We start from the raw sequence: 22,210 nt of genomic DNA on the forward strand, positions 1-22,210 counted from the left end.
CCAACTGCAGTTGCTCCCATATTTACTTCATATAGATGTTGACGTGATTGCTTGATACGTTTCATATCACGTTCAAGTACGCGAGAATACGCTTTAAATTCTTGCCCAAGACGAATTGGCACAGCGTCTTGTAAATGTGTACGACCCATTTTAATAACATGATCGAACTGTTCTGCTTTTAATTCAAATACATCGTGCATATAACCCATCGTTTGTAATAAACCTTCTAATGCATTTAATGTTGCAATATGAATCGCCGTTGGGAATGCATCGTTTGTTGATTGTGCCATGTTCACATGACTATTTGGACTAATATAATGATAGTCTCCCTTTTCCATTCCTAATAATTCAAGAGCACGATTGGCCATGACTTCATTTGCATTCATGTTCATCGAAGTACCAGCTCCGCCTTGGATTGGATCTACGATGAAATGATCATGCCATTTTCCATCAAGAATTTCTTGAGCGGCTTCTGCGATCGCGCCGCCCTTGTTCAATTCCAATCTTCCTACATCTGTATTAGCAAGTGCTGCAGCTTTTTTTACAATTGCGAATGCTTTAATTAAGCCTTCATGGATTTTATATCCTGTAATTGGGAAGTTTTCAACTGCACGCATTGTTTGTACGCCATAGTATGCATAGTTTGGTACTTCTTTTTCACCTAAAAAATCTTTTTCAATTCGAACACCATTTTTAACTTCAGTTAATGTTGCCATGATTATTCACTCCTTAACGATTTCTTATGCTGCTTTTGTTTCTTTGACTGTTTCTATATATTGTTTTGCTTTCTCATTATCGAATTCGCCTTCCCACTTAGACATAACAATGGCCGCTAATGCATTTCCTAATACATTGACAGATGAGCGAATCATATCTAAAATGCGGTCGATTCCCGCAATTAATGCGATACCTTCTAGTGGTAACCCCATTGAACCTAACGTTGCTAATACAACAACGAACGATGCACCTGGAACTCCCGCCATTCCCTTGGATGTTAACATGAGAACGAATAATAACGTGATTTGCTCGGTCAGTGACATGTGCACACCGTACATTTGTGCAACAAACAATGCCGCCAACGCTTGATAAATAGCCGATCCAGTCAAGTTAAATGTATAACCTGTCGGAATTACGAAAGAGGCAACTGCCTTTGGACAACCGAACTCTTCCATTTTTCTCATTATATTAGGTAAAACAGCTTCTGAACTTGCTGTCGTAAATGAAAGAATAAGTTCTTCTTTTAAAATTTTCATTAATGTAAAAATGTTTACGCCAACCATTCGTGCATTAATACCTAATACAATCACAACGAATAGTATAACAGTTACGTATACAGCTAGCACTAGTTTTCCTAAAGGAAGTAGTGTTGCTACACCAAATTTTGCAACCGTAACCGCAATTAATGCGAATACACCAAATGGTGCAAATTTCATAACTTGATTTGTAACCCAAAACATTGCTTCGAGTACACCTTCAAAGAAGTTAAAGACAGGCTTTCCTTTGTCTCCAATTGCTGCAACTCCTAAACCGAATAGTACTGAGAAGAAGATAATCGGTAATAAGTCACCTTGTGTAATAGACTCAAATATATTTTTCGGTACAATATGAACAATCGTCTCAGCGAATCCTTTCTTCTCTGTAGCATCTGCCGTTTGTTTATAAGAAGAAATATCACTTTGTTGTAAATTACTCATATCAACGCCAGTACCTGGTTGGAATATATTTGCCGCAAGTAATCCCATTAAGATAGCAATCGTCGTAATGATTTCGAAATAAAGAATTGTCTTCCCGCCCAGTTTCCCAAGCTTCTTCATATCTCCTACACCAGCTACCGCAACAATTAATGCTGAAATAACAATCGGTACTACAATCATTTTAATTAAGTGAATAAATATATCCCCAATTGGTGTGATATAAGAAATCGCCGTTTTATTACCATAGAAGATTGCCCCTACTACAATCCCTAAAACAAGTGCAACAAAAATTTGTGTTGCCAATCCGAATTTTTTCATTTATGTTCATCCCCTTTATGCGAACGCTTTCATTTCGTATTTATAAAAGCTTACACACACATCATATAGGCGAACCTACAAAATCATACAAAAACCTACAAGTTCGTCACAAAAAATTCGAAAATTTTTCTTTTCTTTTTCATTGACACCTTTTCATGAAAAAGAAATAAAATATACTTGATAAGTAATCAGATTGTTTCGTATAATCAAAAAGATATACACTTACAACAAATCGAAATGAAAAGGAGTGGATGGTATGAAAAATTATGTACAAAAATTCGTCCTATCTTCTTCTTTTCTTTTTCATTTTCTTAAAAAGGAACAAAGGCATTTGCCTTTGTTCCTTTTTTATTGCGATTTATATAGGGGGAATTGTTATGAAGCCATACAAAAGAGTCTTAATTAAATTAAGCGGCGGCGCACTTGCTGATCAATCCGGAAATAGCTTTAACTCCAAACGATTAGAACATATCGCAAACGAAATTATATCCATTATTGACTTAGGTATCGAAGTATCCATTGTCATCGGCGGAGGTAACATTTTCAGAGGTCATCTAGCTGAAGAATGGGGAATTGATCGTGTAGAAGCTGATAATATCGGGACATTAGGTACAATCATTAACAGCTTAATGCTTCGCGGCGTTTTAACAAGTAAAACAGATAGAGAAGTACGCGTTATGACTTCCATCCCATTTAATGCAGTAGCAGAGCCTTATATTCGCCTCAGAGCAGTACATCATTTAGATAACGGTTATGTTGTCATTTTTGGCGGTGGTAACGGGCAACCGTTCGTTACGACAGATTATCCAAGTGTTCAAAGAGCCATTGAAATGAATAGTGACGCAATATTAGTCGCAAAACAAGGAGTAGATGGCGTCTTTACTAGTGATCCAAAACATAATAAATCAGCGAAAATGTACAGAAAACTAAACTATAACGATGTGGTTAGGCAAAACATTCAAGTCATGGATCAAGCCGCTTTATTACTTGCCCGTGATTATAATTTACCCGCACACGTCTTTAACTTTGATGAACCTGGAGTAATGAAACGAATTTGCTTAGGTGAGCATGTGGGGACATTGATTAATGATGATGCTTCATTGCTTGTGCATGAAAACTAATTATTCTCCTTTACAAGAATATTTTATGAGATTTTAACTGTTGAGAGATATTTAAATTGGATGTTTAGTGATAAAACAAGCACTAATAAAAAGTCCCCTTGATCTAAATTACAGAGGGACTTAAATTTTTTGTTAATGGACCTTACAATAATATGGAATATCGCGATACTCTTTAAAACATATCTTGATCCATTAATTTTAAATTCTTATATTTTTTATAAAAACTCTTCCAAGTTAGAAAAGTTAGTAGTAGAGTAAAGCATGCTCATTTCGTCTACGAATTCAATTCCTGCTTTTATTTTTGTAAGTTTAAGAGGAATATTGTGAAATACACCATTGTATATTTGGAACAGTTGTCAAGATACAGTATTAGAAATCTCATCTCTAGAATCAGCATAGTTAGTTCCAACTCACATTTCACAAAAATATTAGGCCTAGATTATCTAAGTTCATAACTGGTACAAATAATTACACTAAGCGGTTTCTAATGCTTGTTATACTTTATGAGGGTATCAAGCATTAGACTTTTCAATTGCTATAATATTTTGCTCACATACTATTTTTACATTATGCAAGTCATTTTTTTAATTAACTCCGATTATTGAGGAATTTCTATTCGAGTATGTTTCAAATGCTGGATTTTATTCAAAAATTGTAAAAAAGTGCATCCAATGCTTTTAGCATCAGATACACTTCTCTAAAATTGATAGCTATATCCTTTTTTAGATCCTTAAACAATTATCCTCCGACAACAATTTATCTAATCATCATTCTATCGCTATTTTCCCATGTGAATCTAATTGTATAAATTTCGAATTACAATACTGAGAATCTACCTTCTGTTCAATCAACTTAAATAAATTCTCATTATGGGTAGTAATGATAATTTGTCGATCTAACTCCAAAGAAAACGTTCTTAACAAATCAATAAAAGAAAGAATATTAATACTATCCATATGATGTACAGGATCGTCCATAAATATTGTATTTAATACTGGATCCTGTTCCATTATTGCCTTAGCAAAAAATATACTTAGCGATAATATATCTAACTGTGCTGAACTAAAAAATAACACTGGATTATCTTTTCGATCTTCCCCTATTGGTGCATATATTTCTAATGAAAGTTTATCTTCAATAAACGCCGGTGATATTTCCATAAATTTCAATTCAGGATGAGGTTCAATTCTACTATATATTTTATTTATTACTTCAAGGTTAAATGCCTTATTTATCTTTTCGACAATTAATTGTTGACTAATCTTCAAAGATTCTACAAGCTGCGATTGTATTTCAGTTAATTTCTTCAGTTCTAAAGCCAATTCTTCTTTTTCTTTTACTTTTACAGAATTTCCAAGCACTTCTTTGCTATATTGAAGTTTTTCATTTAAGATTTCCATGCAATTAATTAGATCTCTTTTTGACTCTAAAATTCCTTTTAATCGCAACAATTCATTATTCAGTATCTCTGAATTAATTATCTTTGATGAAACATGCTCTTTAAATTCAGCCTGATATCTAGTTATAAATTTATAGTATCTTTCTCTTTCCTCATTATGTTTTTCCAACATATTTTCTAATTCATATAATTCGTATTTTTCCTGTTTGTTTAATTCTATATCAATATTTTCTAGTTCTTTTTCTATTTTTAATATCTTATCTTGAATTTTATGTAAATCTAACTCTAAATTTGAATGTTTTTCTAAAATATCCTTTTGATGAAAAGGAATTTCCAATTCTTCCAAGATTCCCATCACCATTCTATAATTTGAATCGAGCTGAACTTCTTGAATATCCCCCTCAATATCAGTCAATCCCTTTTTATGTTGTATAATATTTTTCTTATTATCATTAATCTTTTCTTTTAAAATTCTCAACATTTGTTCTTGCTGATCTACATCTTTTCTTAAAAAATTTAATTTATTAATAAAATGATTTCGAATCAATTGAATACTATTTTCAAAATCATTGTTATTAAATTGATTATAATGTCCATTAAAATAAGAGTCGAGCTGTCGTAAAGATTCAATAATCTTCGTCTGCTTACTTGTGACATTTTCCAAATCTAGATTCGCCCTTTGTAGCTTGTGGTACTCCTTATTTCTTCTTTGTAGCATTCTATTCCAATCATTCTGCAAATTCGAACGAAGTATAGTAAATGTTTCTTCAAGAATATGCTCTTGACTTTCAATTACTGACTTTATCTCCTTAATTTCTTGATTAATAATATCTAATTGAAAAACATTTCCTATATTTTCGTCTATACGTTTAAGTAAAATATTAAAATTATTAAAGGGCGTTGAACACACTGGGCAATCAGAAGTCTCTGATGTTTCTATTACTTTCTTACCTACTTTCAATAAGGCATTAAAATCATTGTTCAGTTCTACTAGCTGTAGATATTCCTCTTCTTTATTTGCTCTTTTTTTCATTTGAGATTCAATGGATGAATCTAGATTTGTTAAACTATCTATCAATTCCTTATATTTATCTAGTTCAAATTCATAGTTTATTAACTCTTTAACATTTAATTTCATCAAAAACTCAATTTCTTGTACTTTAAAATCTATACTTTGAAATCTTTGATTTCTAGCACCAATGACAAAATCTAAATCTTGAATTCTCCTTTTCGTTTTTTTCATATCTTGATCAAGATTCTTATACAATTCAGCGTTAGCAATTATTCTATCATTCTCTTTCAAACTACTTTCATAATTCTCTTTCGTTTGTTCCCATTGTAATTCTAAATCTAAAACTTCAGAAGATAGTTGGTTGTTTATTTTTTTTATATAAAGGATGGTTTTATTCTTTTCATCTATTTCAGTTTCTTTTTTTTGTACAATTCCCTGTAATTGCTCGAAACCGTAACTCGATTCTTTTAATTTATTTATCATTTCTAATCTTTTCTGTATAAAATTTAATTGTCGATTTTCTATCTTCTTTTGTTCTTGTAAGGTCATCCTTAATTTATATACCTTAATGTGATTTTGTAACCTATTTACTTTTACATCTAATTTTTTTTGGCTATCTACACTTTCATTATACTTTTCCAAAGATTCAAATAAGAAAATCACATTTGATATTCTTTTTTGTGTTTCACTTTCTCTAATTTTAACCAAAGATTTTTGCTTAATTAATTCTATTATTATTTCATCTATCTCTTTTTCTGAAATGTTATTATTTATACTATTAATATTTTTTTCTTTCAGCTCAAAGTTATTAATTTTACTTACACATAAATTAATTTCTTCTAATGGTAAATGAATTTCTTTAATTTCTTTAGATTTTTCTTTCAATATCTTATTTTTATTTGCTACCTCTTTTTTCACTTCATTTAATAACATGTAGATTGTTTTATAATTCTCACTATCATTAGAATAATCCCAAAACTTAGCCAATGCTTTATACCTTTCTTCTCCCGAAGAAAAAAGTAAAAATGATTCAATCTTATCATGTGAAAGAATGTTATCTTTCGCTAGTCCTCCTTCTCTAATTTTTTGTAAATCCGAACCACTTTCAGTCTCTACACCATCATTGTAATCACTACGATACTTACGACCAGTTACTTTTGTATTTATTAAAAAAGACTTATCTTGGTCATCAGTAAATTGGACAAACCCATTTGCCATGGAACTATTTCTATTTTTAAGTATTATTCCTGTCTCTTTTTTAGTAACTTTTTTTAATACTTCATTATTAGCGAATCTATGAATTTCTTTTGTAAGTCCCCATTCAATCGCATCTAATAAAGAGGTTTTCCCAAAACCATTTGGAGCGAAAATAACCACTAAATTTGCTATTTGTCCTTTAGAATTGATAAAATCAAATGTTTGATTCTCTTCATAAGCTCTAAAGGCACCCAATTCAATTCTTTTAATTTTGATTCCCATTAAATTTGCTCCTTATATAAATCAAGCAACTTCCCTGATTTAATATTAGAATTTTTTTGCGAATATTTAATTAACTGATACAACTTCATATCTCGTTCTTTAATAATTTCTTCTACACTACGTAAATCTTTCGTAATTTGACCTTCATTTTCATCCTGCTGTAGTTGAAACGCAAATAGCTTACTATCTAATATGCTTTTTATTTCAAAATCAACGTCCTTGTTGCAAATTTCAAAACAATCATATACGATTTTTCTTGAAGAATATTTATCCTGTTCAATTTCATATTTAAGCTCTTTTTTGACCGCTCCCTCTACAAAAAAGACTACATAGACATTCCATATCTCAATATTCTTCTCTAATTCACTTTGAAAATGAATCGCTATACCATTTGTGAATTCTTCCCAAAATTGCGCTAATTCTACATTTCCTTTTAAAATCGCAGTAAAAATATGAATATTGTAGTTTGATTGAGGCTTCACCCAACTCTTCACATTATTTTTATTAAAAATTTCAATGTTTTTCTTTAAATCTCCAACAACACCACTTTTTTTCAACATTTTAAAATTATCCACCATTTAACACCTCTTTAATACTACTTCTCAAATTTTCTTCCAATTCTACAAAGTCTTCAATTTCAGCATGCGCTCTAAATTTTTCTTTAAAACTATCCACATGAACTAGTGAAATATCCTTCGTAATAGTCGGTTGATCTATTCGAGGAACTTTATGCATATATTTCAATTTAGAAACTCCAATATCCGTTACTATCTTTGACATTTTTTCTTTACTCAATCTTAATATTTCTCCTGCACTACCTTCATGATTGATTACAATACAGTCATTTGGTCCAATATCATTATATACGTTCTTATCATGCAAAATGACTTTATATAAATCTGCAAGTCGTTTATCTGTATACGAATAAAACATTCGTATTTTTTGTTTCTTACCACCTTGGCTTCTTGTACACATTAAAGAAAAATCGCTCTCTTTAGATTCAATATTTAAATATGTCAGTAATGTTATCCAACCTATCCACATATCTCTATTATTCAAGTCAACCTCACCATACGGTAATATCATCTTTTCATTTAGTAGTTCTTTTATCATCATAGGCGTTATTTTTTCTAAACCTTCTGCCTTATCATTCAATATCATAGCGATATTTTCTGACCGTGCTTCAAAAGCCGGAATGATGTATTCTTTAAAACTAGATAGGTAACTAGGAATTAGTTGCGCTTTCTTTCTATCTTTTAATATATTATTATATTCCTCTACTTTTATAACCGTTAAAGATTGATAGGCCCCTTCCTCTGCAGTAAAACGAGGAAACATCCCTACCAAATAAGGATGCCCCTCCTTTTCCATAAATACACCTGATCCTGAGAAACCCTCAACTAGAGCACTTTCACTGTTACCATAGTTAATTATTTGATTATTTTTCACAACTATTTCAAATAATGGTTTACCTTGTGAACATTCATGAACTGTATTAGTTATGCTTTTCCGGCTTCCCTTCATAAATGCTGGGAAACCATTTAATCTAACATCACTTCCCAGAATTGGGCTAGCAATTATATACTTTGGCAAATCCGGAACAAAATCAATAATAATAATTGCCAAGTCCATATTTTTATGTATGATATAATCAATCGGATTTATTTTTTGATGAGCCTCTATCTCTTTGGAAGTTGTTATTACAATGTCAGCAATCGTAAATTTCTTTTCTTCATTATCCTTACCTGTTAAACAGTGCTTTGCTGTTAACACATAAGAATAGTCTTTAGTATTAGGTTGATACAAACACCCACTGCCAATATTTCCATTACATTCAACTTTAACAGCTACTATTTCATAAAAATCACAAATATCCATATGTCTATTCACCCAATTCATATATATATCCATTCTCCGATAAATAGGTACTATTAATTTTAAAATCTTCAAAATCCCTCTTCAGAAATATACTTTTTAAATCATAATTAAAATAAAAATTAGTATCTTCCTGTTTATTTTGACGTGTATGAACAATCCTAGAAAAACATTCTTTATTCGGATGACCGTGACTTTTCCCATCCGTACTAACTATAAAATTTTGGCAATCTATTATATTAAATAGTGATTCACTTGAATTATGCTTGCTACCATGGTGTGATACTTTAACCACATCTACCTTCAACTTATTCTCACTTGAGTAACCTAATTCTAGTAATGATTCTTCAATAACAGAAGGGTGTGAGTCACCTAACATTAAAATTTTATTTTCTTCAGTCTCTAATAAAAATGCTATACTGCTCCCATTAGGTACTCTTTTATCCTCTTCAAATTTATTAGTTAGCAATTCTACCATAGGCACTTCATAATCAGTTTTATTTCCAGATTGTTGCTTATTGCTATCTATCTCCCTTTCCCATTTCTTATTTAGCTTTCGTAACCCCTGCTCATTAGGTGAAAGTACTGTAAGTTTCATATCCCCAATTTTGGACTGAAGAAGTCCCCTAACCAATGTTTTACTCCAACAATTTAATTTTTCCAATTCCTTTTCCAGAGTTATACCTTGTGTAATACTTTTTTCTCTGGAATTATTTAACACTATTGGTATATCTCTATTTTCTTCAGTTTTTTCCTCTAACCTTTCAGCAATCAGCCCACCTGAATTAAACCACACTTCTTTAATTATCGTTTTATCAACATTAATATCTTGAAAAATATCTATTATTCCCTTAATATGATCATCGTCACAATGAGTAATAACTAATAAATCGATAAACTCATCTTCATTTTTTATCCTCTTAAATTCCTCCTTTAAAATTCTATAAATTTGTCTACCCGTTCCACCGTCCACTAAGATATTTTGAGTCTCCTCTTCATGAGTATGACTAATTAATATTGCATCTCCCTTATTTGCTGGAAATACCTTTAATTGAACCACCATGACTTACACTCCTTATGTATTCTACTCTACTGAAACATATTATCTATATCTTAACATTTAGTGTACCCTTGTACAATTTCGACCTTTATTAACACACTTAAATTAAAATCAACGTTTAAAATAAAAAAATGGAAGAAAACACGATATTTAATCGTTAATCTTCCATTTCTCCTTATAAATAAAAATCCACTAATCCCGCCACCTTCTCCTTACAACGCTCCCAAAACGATAACTTCTCAAAAAATTGTTTCGTCATCTCTTTCGAATCACGAAAATCTTTTGTTAATGCCTCATTCACTTCTGATACGATAGTCCCACCGTGAATATACAAATTCATCTCATCATTTATATAAAAGCTACGTGCAGTCATGTTCGTTGTACCGATAACAGTTAGTTCATTATCAATTAACATTAACTTCCCATGAAACATTCCTTTTTTATAACCATATACTTTAATTCCATTATTAACAGCTTGACGAATATAAGGGTACGCTGCCTCTTTAATGAGAGGAATATCTGGTTTATATGACCAAAGTATTTTCACTGTAACACCACGTTTTTGCGCTTCCATTAAAGCATTCATAAATTCTTTATTTTTCGCTATAAAATAAGGTGTTGTAATTACGATTGAATGCTTCGCTTGTTGTATTAATTCGATATATGTTTCAGCGACGTGATGTCCATTGTAGCAAGCCATCGTATGTAATGTATTCCCTTTACTCGCTTTATTCGTACTTCTCTTTATATGTTCTTTCGTATCTCGTTTCCAATCTAAAGCAAATTGTTCTTCTAAATCTTTTGCTCCTTCCCCTTTAAGCCTCACATGATAGTCACGCCAATATCCAAATTTTTTATCTTTCCCCAAATATTCATCCCCTATATTAAAACCACCTGTATAGCCAATCTCTCCATCAATCGTCGTAATACGGCGATGATTACGATGGTGAAGTGAATAAAATCCGAATGGCAATTTAGGTTTTCTACTATATGTAAAATGTACACCACTTTCCCGCAATTCATTTATCATCTTGCTTTCAAATGATAAATCATTAATGCGATCAACGGATAAATAGACGTTTACTCCTTCTTTTGCCTTCTCTTTTAATAAGTTTAAAAAAGTATGGCTACTTTTATCATCCGACAAAATAAAAAAGTACGTGTAAATAGATTGCTTCGCTTCCCTTATATCAGTAAATAACTGTTTATAAAATGACTTCCCTTCTACATATAATTGAAAGTCACTATGATGAGGAGTGTACTCTGTCGGCATATTTTTCCCGGCTTCCATTTTTCTTCCGAGCGTAACGTCAATATGCATCCAAATCAATATAAAAATAGCAATCGCAATAATAATAGAAGTAACTCGCAATATTTTTTTAATCATTTTGATTTCCTTCCGCTCAAATTACTTTCTACTCCGTAGTGTTTCATTTAAATATGTTTTCATACGAAATGTATTTCTTAATTTTTTATCGATGTTAACCAGGTAAAGGAGTGAAGAATATGAGAAAAGGAAAAACCCCTATTGTTTTTATCCCAGGGCTTTTCGGTTCTATGAGTAATATTATTATTCCGGGTACCGGTAATTGGAGCTTTGGACTTTCTGCGTTTGTTTATGAACCATTCATCATGACGTTAGAAAGTATGGGGTACAAACGAAATAAAGACTTGTTCATCTGTTTTTATGACTGGCAGCAGCGCATTGTTTTTTCTACACAAAAATATTTATTACAAACGATTGACTATGCTAAGAAAATTACAGGTTGCGATAAATTAAATCTCATTTGTCATAGTATGGGCGGACTTCTTGGACGTACTTACGTTCAAAGTGACGAATATAAAAATGATGTGAATCAGCTTATTATACTCTGTACACCAAACGCTGGATCTCCAGCAAATTATAGTTATTGGACTGAGGGCAGTCTTCCTGTCCATGCCTCTTCTAAAATAAATATCGTCCATTTTTATATGGAACAATACATTCACTATCTAGGCACCTTACATAACATGAATACAGTTGAGGCGATACATCTTTACTTCCCAGGATTACAAGATGTTATTCCGTGTAAAGATTACGGAAATTATTTATTTACAAGATTCGGCTCTTCGATTACATTTCTTCCTTATAGTAAGATGAACACGAAAAACCCTTTCCTCGATACATTAAATGAAAATAGATTTATGATACAAAAAAAAAATATTGAAACTACACTTATTGCCGGAGATGGAGAGGAAACCATTCAATATTTACAAGTTGTCCCTTCACATTCCAAACTGAAATGGACAGACGGCAAAGTGGTCGGTGATATACTTACAAAACATGGTGACGGTAACGCTGTTCTAAATAGCGTTTTTCTTCTAGAGGGAAATAAATATATTGTGCATGCTTCACATAACGAAGTGCTCTATAAAAGCATTCCTATCTTACAAAAGATACTCTAAATTACGAACAAAAAAGGTGCGGCATGAAGCCACACCTTTTTATATTTAAACAAAGTTTCTCGCATCATTATTTCTTCCAAACTTATAAATAGCAATTAAGAAGAATGCAATCGCAAAGGCGAATAAAATTAAAATATTTAAATACAACTCAGAGAATGGAATTCCTTGTTGTAGTTTTGATACTGTGTCTAATAGCCATCTCTGCGGAAGAAAATCAGCTACTTTTTGCACTGCTTTCGGCATAATATCATACGGAAAATAGCATCCAGCGAGTAAACATGTCGGTACAATGATCATATTTTGCAGTGCGTTTGCCGATGCTGAGTTTTTCGAAAAAGCGACAAGCACTAACGATATTCCAATCGCTATTAAAGCAAATAGCATGAGTACACCAATCATCACTATGAAAGGCATATTGATATTTATATGAAAAACATTCGTTAGGAATAAGATTGTAATCAGAATTTGTACTGTTAATAGCATCATATTTACCCCGACATTAGATAATATGAACTTCTTCCCATCTATCGGCGTTGATAAGAGTCTAAAATACGTTCTATTTTCTTTTTCTTTTAAAATATAACCTGATAAGTTCGCTGCTGAAAATAGCATAAACATAATAAGATAACCCATCGTTTGGTTTGTCATATCTTTATTTTTCGAAGTATCTTCTAACGTGTCCGTTTTCATTTTAATAGAACCTTTTTGATATCCTGCGTACATACTATCAAATGCACTTTGATCTGTACCTGCTACATTACTAATAGCTGCTACATTATCAACATAATTGTATAAATATGATTTTATAAATCCTGTTACTTGATCACCTTTAATCGATGCAATTTCAATATGAGCTGGTTTCCCTTCTCGAACACTTTTTGAAAAACCAGAATCTAATGTAATAACTCCATCAAGTTTTTTGGAAGTGAGTTTATCTTCTACTTCAGATTCTTTAATTTCACTTACCTTTACATGATTTAATCCTTCTAAAAATTTCACCGTATCATTTGCTATAGATTGATTTTCTTTATTTATAACCCCGATATTTAACGTCCCTTGCCCCACATTCCCATACATTGAGAAGGAGATTAGTGTTCCGATTATTGGCAAACTAATAATAATGAATAACCCTTTTTTATTTTTCAAAAGTACAGATAACGTTTTTTGTATGAGCCATAAAATATCTTTCATACTATAGCCCCTCCCGTCTACGTAATGCAATAATCGCAATTAATAAAAAGAATGCTGAAATTCCAAGGTTTAAACATATTACTGGCAGTGCTGCTCCTATATCATTTGCATAAATAATTTTCATGACAGCTGTGTTTGCCCACGTTAATGGTGATAAATTCGTAACAAAATTTTCTTCTATTACGAAATATGCACCACCAAAAATAGAAGCTAATTGCACAATAACCATAATAATCGCTCTAGATGATTCCGGTGTTTTTGTAATATATCCAATTCCTAAACCAAAGCTAATTGCTAGAAAGACTTGTGTTAATAAAATAATAAATATGATTCCAAGATGGTCGCCCCAATTTGCTTGAAAAACATATTTACTAAATAACATAACGAGTAATATGCACAGGGCATTTGCGACTAGGCTACCAAGTACTTTTCCAATGAATATTTCAGCCTTACTTATAGGTGCAGCAATGAGACGATCTCCCGTTTTACGTATTCGTTCTCCTCGAATTAAAGAACTCGCTCCCATCGCAGCATATAGTGCAATCATCGTTGTCATTACAACCGCATAGTAATCCATAGAACCTGGTTTTTTCGCAGCTTGTAAAGATGTTTCTTTTATATAATCATTATGATTTCCATTTGAAATAACTGCGCTCACCTTACTAGGATCAACTTTTGCAACTTCGGCCGCTACATTGTACTTATCAACAAATGTTGTAAGCATGCCTTCCACAATACTTCCCTCAATACTACTTTTGTCACTTCCGTACAATTTTGCACCATCTTTATTTAACTCTACATAAGCAGCATATTTATTTTGCTTCACTTCTTCTTTCCCATCTATACTGCCGGAAGCTTTTTTAAAATGAATACCCGATTTATCGACTTCTTTTGTAAATGCTGCAAACGATTGAGAAAGTGTACTACTCGCTTCATCTTTATACAGCACTTGTATATCCTTAATCGATTGACTATCACTATTAAATGCATTCGTTAACGCCGTTCCTAACACAAGCATAAGCACAATCGGAAATGCTAACATAAAAACTAAAGTTCTTACGTCCCTGAAATCTCTTTTAATATGCATAATTGCAATATTGAAGATGTTCAATTGATGAACCTCCCTTTACCTTTTCTTCATTTACCTTTTATTTATCTCGTAAGTTTCTTCCAGTCAAAGTAAGGAATACTGTTTCTAAGTTTGGAGCCTGCTCCTCTAACGAACGAATTTCAATATCATGATTAATGAAGTGCTGAATAATTTTATTTAAATTATTTACTCCTGCATCCGAGTTTACTTTAATTACGTTCTCTTCAATTTGAACAGCTTTCACACCATTTATCTCTTTTAACTGTTCTACATCTAAATTTTCTACTGACTTCACCTCAACCCAAATATCTTTCGTATCAGTAATAATCGCTTTTAACTGTTCTTTCGTACCTTCTGCAATTACTTTACCGTGATCTACAATTGCTATTTTCGTGCAAATCTCTTCTACTTCTTCCATGTAGTGGCTCGTGTAAATAATGGTACTTCCCATTTCATTTAATTTTCGAACAGACTGGAGAATATAATTTCTTGACTGTGGATCAATTCCCACTGTCGGCTCATCCATAATAATTAACTTCGGTCTATGAGCGATCGCACAAGCGATATTCAGTCTTCGTTTCATCCCGCCAGAAAAGTTTTTCGGGTAACTTTTATGTTTATCACTAAGCCCTACAAACTGAAGTGCTTCCTCTACTCTCACTTTTAGCTCAGCTCCTCTTAACCCGTACAATCCAGCAAAGAATTTCACATTTTCATAGGCAGTTAACTCTTCATAAATCGCAATATCTTGCGGAACGATTCCTATATTCATCTTCGCAAATCGACTATGTTTCTTTATATTTTTTCCTAATATGCTAATTTCACCTTCATTACTTCTTAACAACCCAGCAATCATATTTATCGTTGTACTTTTACCAGCACCATTTGATCCTAAAAAGCCAAATATCTCTCCTTCTTTAATAGATAAAGACATATTATCTACCGCGATGAAATCACCAAATTTTTTCGTTAAATTTTTAATTTCTAATGTATTCATCATTTCACCCCTATTTCGGTTTCTCTGCTTTTAGTATAAACAAAAAAAATGAACCTGCTCAGTGCAGAAGTTCATTCTTTTCACATGAAATTATTCACTTTTTTCATATGAGATGATTCATCCTCGTCATAATTTCCTATATGGGCAACAGCATTGTTACTGAAAAACCACTTGTTCCGTCTACAATAATTTTTCCGTTTACTGACGCTGTTCGCTCCTCCATCCCCATAATCCCGAGACCTTTCTTAACGAGAGCTGCACCTTTTCCGTTATCCTTCACTTGTACTTTCACCATCTTATTAAGTACATGAATATCGATTGAAATGACTGTCGCATCAGCATATTTCATCGCGTTCGTTAGTGCCTCCGTAACATTTTCACCGATAATCTTCCACTGAATCGGTGAAATCATATCTAAATTCCCTTTATATACGAAAGGAATATTTATATCATGCTTACCGGCAAATTCCTCTATGAATAATTTCATACGATGAATACCAATTTGCTCAGTTGGTGGCTTCATATTTTTTAATGTAACCCGAATACTTTCAATTCCATCTTTCGAAATATGAATTGCATTTTGTAATAACTCAGCAGATTTTTCTTTATCTATCCCCATTAATCTCTTTGCTGCTTCCATTTGAATTAGCGCCCCTGTCATCGAGTGGCCAATTTTATCATGAATTTCTTGAGAGAGCCGGTTTCTCTCTTCTAACTTAAATGTGTACTCTGATTGCTTTATGTACTCTTTATTTTCATGTAAGCTTTTCGTCAGCCTCTGCATATCTTTTCGCATCTTATCATTTTGCGATTCAAGCTTTAATACACGCGATATATACCGTTCTGCCATAGTTAATATGATGAAAGAAAATGCAACAATTAATCCATATGTCATTCGAATACTTTCATCCGTAAAGATAATAGGAATCATCATAATGAGAAAGAGCTGCCATTTCTTCTCTATATAACGAAATATAATTTCATATAAGTTCAATGGTAAAAACAAAATAAAAAACGGATGAACCTTCCATGTAAATAACATAACTACGCAAATTGACACAGAAGTTAATATGTTTTTGTACATATCTTTTTTAAATATAGAAATCAGCACGTTTATAGAAAGATATAAAAGCAAAGTCAGTATAATCCATGGTAAGTTCGCGACATTTAAATAAATGTAACTAAACACAATATATATAAAGACAATTAATTTACTTACAATTAACCAAAATTCCATATCTTTAATCTACTTTCCCTGTTAAGTAATAAATCGCAATTTGTGTACGATGTTCTAGTCCAGTTTTCCCTAAAACTGATGTAATATAATTTGCAATCGTTCCTTCTGATATGAAAAGTTGCTTTGAAATTTCTTTATTCGAGAAACCTTTCGCAATTAATGCGATAATACTAAGCTCTCTTTCTGTAAAAAGACTTGTATCTATTTTACATTCTTCCTCTTTGCTTTCCATTAAATTGCACTTAATTTTATCAAGCACTACATCTTGCATAACAGTTTGACCGTTATATACTCCTTTTATTGCATCACGAATACGCTCTGGATCATTATTTTTTAATAAATAACCTTTCGCTCCGTTTTTTACTGCGTCCAAAATATATTCATCATCATCGAACGTCGTTAAAATTAGCGGTTTCGTTTTCGTCTCTTCACAAATGAATTTCGTCGCCTCTACCCCATTCATGTTTGGCATACGAACATCTAAAAGAGCGATATCAACGTCGTTCTTTTTGCAATAGTCCACTGCTTCTTTCCCATCATTTACTGTATCTACCACTTCGAACTCTTCATATGTATTTAAAATAATTTTCATGCCTTCTCTAATAAAAGAATTATCATCTGCTATTAATATTTTTATTTTCATGTTTGTTAGTATGGACCTTCCCCTACTAACATTCACATCCTTTCTTCCTGTAACATTTCCCACTTGCTCATTATATACTTCTCTTTACCATTTTTTCACACCTTTTTTCATATAGCCTCCTTTCTAAAAATATATTATTCTTTTTTTACAACATGTGTAGGGGGACCAGTCATTTCTTACGTCTATATAATAGAATGCGTCAAAAAGGAGGGAGAGACCCATTGAGGAAAAACAATTAATTGAAAAAGCACAGCAAGGAAGCGAACATGCTTTTCGTATCCTTGTGCAAACATATCGTCACTATATTTTCCAAGTTATCTTTTCTATTTTAAGACATGAAGAAGATGCGAAAGATGTTACACAAGAAGTATTCGTAAAAATTCACGCCTCTCTCCCAAATTATCAATTTCGCGGATTAAAAACGTGGATGGCGCGTATTGCCACCAATCACGCTATTGATTATAAGAGAAAAAAAGCTAGAGAAAACGAAGAACTCTCCTTATGTAAAGAAACTGAGGAAAATATAAAATCCTCTCATAATATTGAGGCTTTATTATTGACGAAAGAGCAAAAATTACTCATTGCTCAAAAACTGAGAGAACTTCCCGAAAATTATCGTGACGTCGTTCTCTCACATTACTTAGAAGAAAAAAGCTATCAAGAAATTGCTTTGCAAGAAAATATCGAAGTGAAAACAGTCGAAATGAAACTGTATCGGGCAAGAAAATGGATTAAAAAACATTGGAAGGAGGAAGAGTTTCTATGACGCATTATTCAAAAGAAGATTGGCGCAATTATATTTTAGATTTTATAGAAAACAATGAACGTGAATCTATGGAAGAACACCTTTATGAATGTGATCATTGCTTAGCGCTTTATATAGAAAGTATCGATGATCAACATGAAAACCTTCCAATGATAAATGATGATTCATTTACGCACGAAGTTATGACGCAAATTGATTTTGAAACGCTACAACCTAATGAAAATATAAAAACAAACTCACTAAAGCGAACGATTATTCACTACATAATTGCAACCGCAGCTACAATTATTTTTATGGTAAGTGGTTTATTCCAATATATTTTCACAGCAACATCAAATTTCGAGAAATCTTCAAAACATAACGAGTCTTCCATCTCACAACAAATTGTTAACAAATCGGTAGACACATCAAAAAAGGACGGAGGTTTAAAACATGAATAAAAATCCCTTTTTAGCACTTGTATTAGGGCTAATTCCCGGGCTTGGACATTTATATTTAAAGAAGTTTGGACGGTTTATTTTATATAGCGGAGGGGCTGTATTTCTATTTATCTTTGCAGCATTTTGTACAATAGCATTAGGAGCGCGCGATATTGCTTTTCTTTCTCTATTTTTACTAGTCATATTATGGGCGATCAATTTATTAGATTTAGTCATCACTATTATTAATCAATCGAAAAAACAAGCAACCGGAGAATTTACAGAGTCCTCTAAAGAGAGCGAACGATTTTATATCATTCTTCTATCAATCATCCCTGGACTTGGACATTTTCAATTAGGGCTTATGCAACGTGGACTTACATTTTTAGTAGCTTGCACAGGAATCGGAAGTATGATTATTTTCGTTGCACTTTTAACATCGCAAGAAAGTTTTCTAATCTTCCTTATTACATTACCTGTTTTATGGATTTACAATTTCTTCGATGTTGTTCAGCAACTCCAGAAAAAAGAACGTGGCGAGCAACTAGATGATCGTACTATTTTCGAAGAGTTTGAAGAGCATCGTGAACAAGGAAAGAAGAATAAAACATTCGCTTCTATTTTAGCGATGTTCCCCGGAGCAGGACATATGTATTTAGGTTTACAACGCCGCGGCCTTCAGCTTATGGCAGCCTTTTTACTTTCCATCTATTTACTTGACTTATTAAGACTTTCTGCGTTTTTATTTTTAGTTCCAATCATTTGGTTCTATAGCTTTTTTGACGCTTTACAACAAACCGCAAAGTATGGAAAAGAACGTGTAAATGACGAGCCTATCATTGATTATTTTATCAATCATCAAAGATGGATCGGTATCGGGTTAATTACACTCGGTGGGTATTATTTATTAGATCAAACAGTCCTTCCTATTTTGAATGATTACTTTGCAACTATATTTAACATTCATCTTAGCGAGCTATATTATCGCTATTTCCAAACATCTATCGTTGCACTCCTCTTAATTGGTGGCGGCTTTAAATTGTTACTTGGAAATAAAGAAAACAAAGGTGGTAAAAAAGAATGAGAACATGGCGCGTTGGAACATTTTCAATGGGGCTTTCTATTATTTCATTAGGTTGCTTCTTACTATTTTCAGTTATAAAAGGTACTGAGGTATTAGATTCCTTAACAGCATGGTGGCCTGTTTTACTTATTATACTTGGCGTGGAAATTTTACTATACCTTCTATTTTCTAAGAAGGAACAATCCTTTATTAAATATGATATTTTTAGTATTTTCTTTATCGGCGTTTTAGGAAGCGTTGGAATTGCTTTTTACTGTTTATTATCAACTGGATTACTAGATGAAGTTCGTCATTCTATTAGTACAACTCGCCAAACGAGTAATATTCCAAGTGGACAACTTGATATACCTGAATCTATCAAAAAAATTGTAGTGGATGCAGGACAGCACCCTCTAACAATAGAGGGAAATGATACAAATCAAATTCACCTTCTTGGAACATATGAAATGACGACGAAAACTAATGAAAAACTTAATTTAAAACAAGAAGATTTCCTTTCAGTTCAAACAGCTGGGGAAACGATGTATATCACTTTAAAATCATTACCAGTTCAACATACATTATGGAATTCAGCACCACAGGTCAAACCGACACTCGTTCTTCCGCAAAATAAATATGTAGAAGTACGAGCTTCAAATAACGAACTATCCCTTTATCCAGGTCAATTACAAAATAATTGGTTTGTACAGGAAAGTTCGCATGTATCTGTTCATTTAACAAAAGAAAGTGATATATCTTTAATCGCCGTAACAAACAAAAAAGAAGCACATGGAAACACACCTTGGGAACAAGTTGAAGATTTAACGAAAAAAGAAGAGAATACTTTAGAAGAAAATAAAGAATTCAACGAGCAAGAACATTGGTATAAAAATTCGATTAAAACAGGAAATGGGACGTACAAGTTAAATATTGAAAAGGCTTATAATATCAATATGAGTATTATTGAAAAATAAAAACCTTCCACAATTGTGGAAGGTTTTTCTCATATAATCGCTTTAATTCCTTCTAACACTAATCCAATCATAAATCCGCAAACAGCCCCGTTTACTCGGATCCACTGTAAATCTTTACCGACGTTATTTTCAATCATTTCGATTAACGTTTTATCATCTAACTTATCAAGGTTTTCTTGTACAAGCTTTCCAATTTTCGAATGATTCTTTTCAACGAGGGTGACAACTTGCTTTTGTAACCACTCTTCTATTTTTTGAACAGTTTGTTCATCTTCTTTTATTTTATTCATTTGTGTTTGTAAAAATGGAATAACATACTTATCCGTAAATTCTTCATTTTTCACAAAAGTAATTGCCCTTTGTTGTACTTGCTCAAGCATCTCTTTAATTTTGTCAGTACCATCCCAATTCGCAATCCATTTTTCTTTCCAATTTTCTAACTCCTGTAGTAAAGCTTCATTTTCTTTTACATTTATAATTTCTTGACGAATTTTTGTTAAAATAAGTTGTCTTGTGCTATTATCAGCATCTTGTAAGCTGTTAATATTGCTAATGATAAACTTCTGCAAAATGCCGCCAATTTTATCTTCATCTACAATATTCATAAATGATTTCAAAGTAAACTGCAAGAATCCATCTACTTTTATATTTTCCATCGCCTTCATACCTAAGCTTCCGAGCTGGTAACGTGCTTCATCTTGCGCTGTCCAATCTTTCACTTTTACTAATATGTAATCAAGTGTCTTTTCATCATATTCTTGCACAACTAATTGATCAACAAGCACTTGTAAGATGTTACTTGTATTAATTGTATGCAAATACGTTTTGAGTTCTTTTTCAATAATAACAGCTAGCTTTTCTGTATCTATTGAAACAATCGCTTTCTCAGCAATCGTTACAATTCCTTTTTTCACAGCATCAGACTGCATTTCTCTCTCAGCAATTTGCAGCACCATTTGTGCTAGCTGCATTTCTTTTACTTTATTCGTAATACTTTCTTTCGTCAGCCACTCATTTTCTAACGTGTTAATGAGCCCTTTCGTTACTCGTTTACGATTTTTAGGTAATAACGCTGTATGTGGAATTGGAATTCCCATCGGATGACGGAATAATGCTGTAACTGCAAACCAATCCGCAAGTCCGCCAACTAACCCAGCTTCAAATCCCCCTTGAATAATCTCTCCAGCTACCGTTCCTTGAAAAGGGATAGAAGCGGCAAAACCTACTCCCATAACCCCAAGCGAAATACCCGCTATATATTTAGTCTGTAATGACATCGTATACACATCCTCTTAATTATGTAAAATAAAGCTTTTTTGTTATATGTATTTCATATTCGTTCTTTATATCTATACTATAATGAACTAATGCGAAAATAACAAAGAATTTATAACAATACATATGTCATTTAAATAAAAAAAGAGGCC

19 protein-coding genes are annotated in these 22,210 nt (G+C 32.4%); 6 read left to right on the forward strand and 13 right to left on the reverse strand.

Annotated features, from left to right (window positions below; translation table 11 throughout):
* Together K5S59_RS00185 and K5S59_RS00190 are read right to left on the reverse strand one after the other, a co-directional pair.
* Positions 1 to 716 (reverse strand): lyase family protein (locus K5S59_RS00185; RefSeq protein WP_259653012.1); only part of this gene is annotated, 716 nt, incomplete at its 3' end.
* Between the two features lie 24 nt (positions 717 to 740).
* Positions 741 to 2,012, reverse strand: coding sequence for a cation:dicarboxylate symporter family transporter (locus K5S59_RS00190; protein ID WP_000713277.1), 1,272 nt, complete (start codon positions 2,010 to 2,012; stop codon positions 741 to 743).
* Positions 2,013 to 2,389: 377 nt separating this feature from the next.
* On the opposite strand from K5S59_RS00190, the gene pyrH reads away from it, so the two are divergent.
* The gene (gene pyrH, locus K5S59_RS00195) at positions 2,390 to 3,133 is read left to right on the forward strand and encodes a UMP kinase (protein ID WP_000806134.1); all 744 of its coding nucleotides are present in this window, start codon (positions 2,390 to 2,392) and stop codon (positions 3,131 to 3,133) included.
* Between the two features lie 767 nt (positions 3,134 to 3,900).
* Here pyrH and K5S59_RS00200 read toward each other — a convergent pair.
* The 5 genes from K5S59_RS00200 to cls all read right to left on the reverse strand — a co-directional run bounded on the left by K5S59_RS00200 (position 3,901) and on the right by cls (position 11,345).
* Complete coding sequence (locus tag K5S59_RS00200; RefSeq protein ID WP_000511537.1) at positions 3,901 to 7,023, reverse strand: AAA family ATPase; 3,123 nt, start codon at positions 7,021 to 7,023, stop codon at positions 3,901 to 3,903.
* A complete protein-coding gene (locus tag K5S59_RS00205; RefSeq protein ID WP_000228157.1) occupies positions 7,023 to 7,601 on the reverse strand; it encodes an ABC-three component system middle component 1 in 579 nt (192 codons plus the stop codon). The genes K5S59_RS00200 and K5S59_RS00205 overlap by 1 nt, the downstream gene beginning before the upstream one ends.
* On the reverse strand, positions 7,591 to 8,901 hold the full coding sequence (locus K5S59_RS00210; protein WP_080000256.1) for an ABC-three component system protein: 1,311 nt from the start codon (positions 8,899 to 8,901) through the stop codon (positions 7,591 to 7,593). The genes K5S59_RS00205 and K5S59_RS00210 overlap by 11 nt, the downstream gene beginning before the upstream one ends.
* A gap of 4 nt (positions 8,902 to 8,905) precedes the next feature.
* Positions 8,906 to 9,961: a ComEC/Rec2 family competence protein gene (locus K5S59_RS00215; RefSeq protein ID WP_000261439.1), complete on the reverse strand. Its 1,056-nt coding sequence runs from the start codon at positions 9,959 to 9,961 to the stop codon at positions 8,906 to 8,908.
* A gap of 172 nt (positions 9,962 to 10,133) precedes the next feature.
* Positions 10,134 to 11,345 (reverse strand): cardiolipin synthase, encoded by a 1,212-nt coding sequence (gene cls, locus K5S59_RS00220; RefSeq protein ID WP_000591901.1) that lies wholly within the window; start codon positions 11,343 to 11,345, stop codon positions 10,134 to 10,136.
* A 119-nt stretch (positions 11,346 to 11,464) separates the two neighbouring features.
* Here cls and K5S59_RS00225 point away from each other — a divergent pair, with 119 nt between their 5' ends.
* Positions 11,465 to 12,403 carry an esterase/lipase family protein gene (locus tag K5S59_RS00225; protein WP_001225401.1) on the forward strand — a complete coding sequence of 313 codons (939 nt, stop codon included), beginning with the start codon at positions 11,465 to 11,467 and terminating at the stop codon, positions 12,401 to 12,403.
* 45 nt (positions 12,404 to 12,448) lie between these two features.
* Here K5S59_RS00225 and K5S59_RS00230 read toward each other — a convergent pair whose 3' ends face one another.
* The 5 genes from K5S59_RS00230 to K5S59_RS00250 all read right to left on the reverse strand — a co-directional run bounded on the left by K5S59_RS00230 (position 12,449) and on the right by K5S59_RS00250 (position 17,561).
* Positions 12,449 to 13,594, reverse strand: coding sequence for an ABC transporter permease (locus tag K5S59_RS00230; RefSeq protein WP_000651865.1), 1,146 nt, complete (start codon positions 13,592 to 13,594; stop codon positions 12,449 to 12,451).
* Position 13,595: 1 nt separating this feature from the next.
* On the reverse strand, positions 13,596 to 14,705 hold the full coding sequence (locus tag K5S59_RS00235) for an ABC transporter permease (protein WP_001020159.1): 1,110 nt from the start codon (positions 14,703 to 14,705) through the stop codon (positions 13,596 to 13,598).
* Positions 14,706 to 14,742: 37 nt separating this feature from the next.
* Entirely contained in the window at positions 14,743 to 15,681 is a 939-nt protein-coding gene (locus tag K5S59_RS00240) for an ABC transporter ATP-binding protein (protein ID WP_001093839.1), read from the reverse strand.
* 136 nt (positions 15,682 to 15,817) lie between these two features.
* Entirely contained in the window at positions 15,818 to 16,918 is a 1,101-nt protein-coding gene (locus tag K5S59_RS00245; RefSeq protein WP_000397637.1) for a sensor histidine kinase, read from the reverse strand.
* A 4-nt stretch (positions 16,919 to 16,922) separates the two neighbouring features.
* Entirely contained in the window at positions 16,923 to 17,561 is a 639-nt protein-coding gene (locus K5S59_RS00250; protein ID WP_000694099.1) for a response regulator transcription factor, read from the reverse strand.
* Between the two features lie 283 nt (positions 17,562 to 17,844).
* Here K5S59_RS00250 and K5S59_RS00255 point away from each other — a divergent pair, with 283 nt between their 5' ends.
* The 4 genes from K5S59_RS00255 to exsE are packed head-to-tail and all read left to right on the forward strand — an operon-like array spanning position 17,845 to position 20,783.
* A complete protein-coding gene (locus K5S59_RS00255) occupies positions 17,845 to 18,327 on the forward strand; it encodes an RNA polymerase sigma factor (RefSeq protein ID WP_001195472.1) in 483 nt (160 codons plus the stop codon).
* Positions 18,324 to 18,767, forward strand: a complete 444-nt coding sequence (locus K5S59_RS00260) for a hypothetical protein (protein WP_000150235.1) — start codon at positions 18,324 to 18,326, stop codon at positions 18,765 to 18,767. Before K5S59_RS00255 ends, K5S59_RS00260 begins: the two co-directional genes overlap by 4 nt.
* On the forward strand, positions 18,760 to 19,830 hold the full coding sequence (locus K5S59_RS00265) for a hypothetical protein (protein WP_001039096.1): 1,071 nt from the start codon (positions 18,760 to 18,762) through the stop codon (positions 19,828 to 19,830). The genes K5S59_RS00260 and K5S59_RS00265 overlap by 8 nt, the downstream gene beginning before the upstream one ends.
* Positions 19,827 to 20,783, forward strand: a complete 957-nt coding sequence (exsE, locus tag K5S59_RS00270) for an exosporium protein ExsE (RefSeq protein ID WP_001261407.1) — start codon at positions 19,827 to 19,829, stop codon at positions 20,781 to 20,783. The genes K5S59_RS00265 and exsE overlap by 4 nt, the downstream gene beginning before the upstream one ends.
* 29 nt (positions 20,784 to 20,812) lie before the next feature.
* On the opposite strand, the gene K5S59_RS00275 is transcribed toward exsE, so the two are convergent.
* Positions 20,813 to 22,060 (reverse strand): DUF445 domain-containing protein, encoded by a 1,248-nt coding sequence (locus tag K5S59_RS00275; protein WP_000058326.1) that lies wholly within the window; start codon positions 22,058 to 22,060, stop codon positions 20,813 to 20,815.
* Positions 22,061 to 22,210 lie beyond the last annotated feature (150 nt).

The organism is Bacillus sp. BML-BC051 (assembly GCF_019656175.1).
Lineage (GTDB): Bacteria > Bacillota > Bacilli > Bacillales > Bacillaceae_G > Bacillus_A > Bacillus_A mobilis.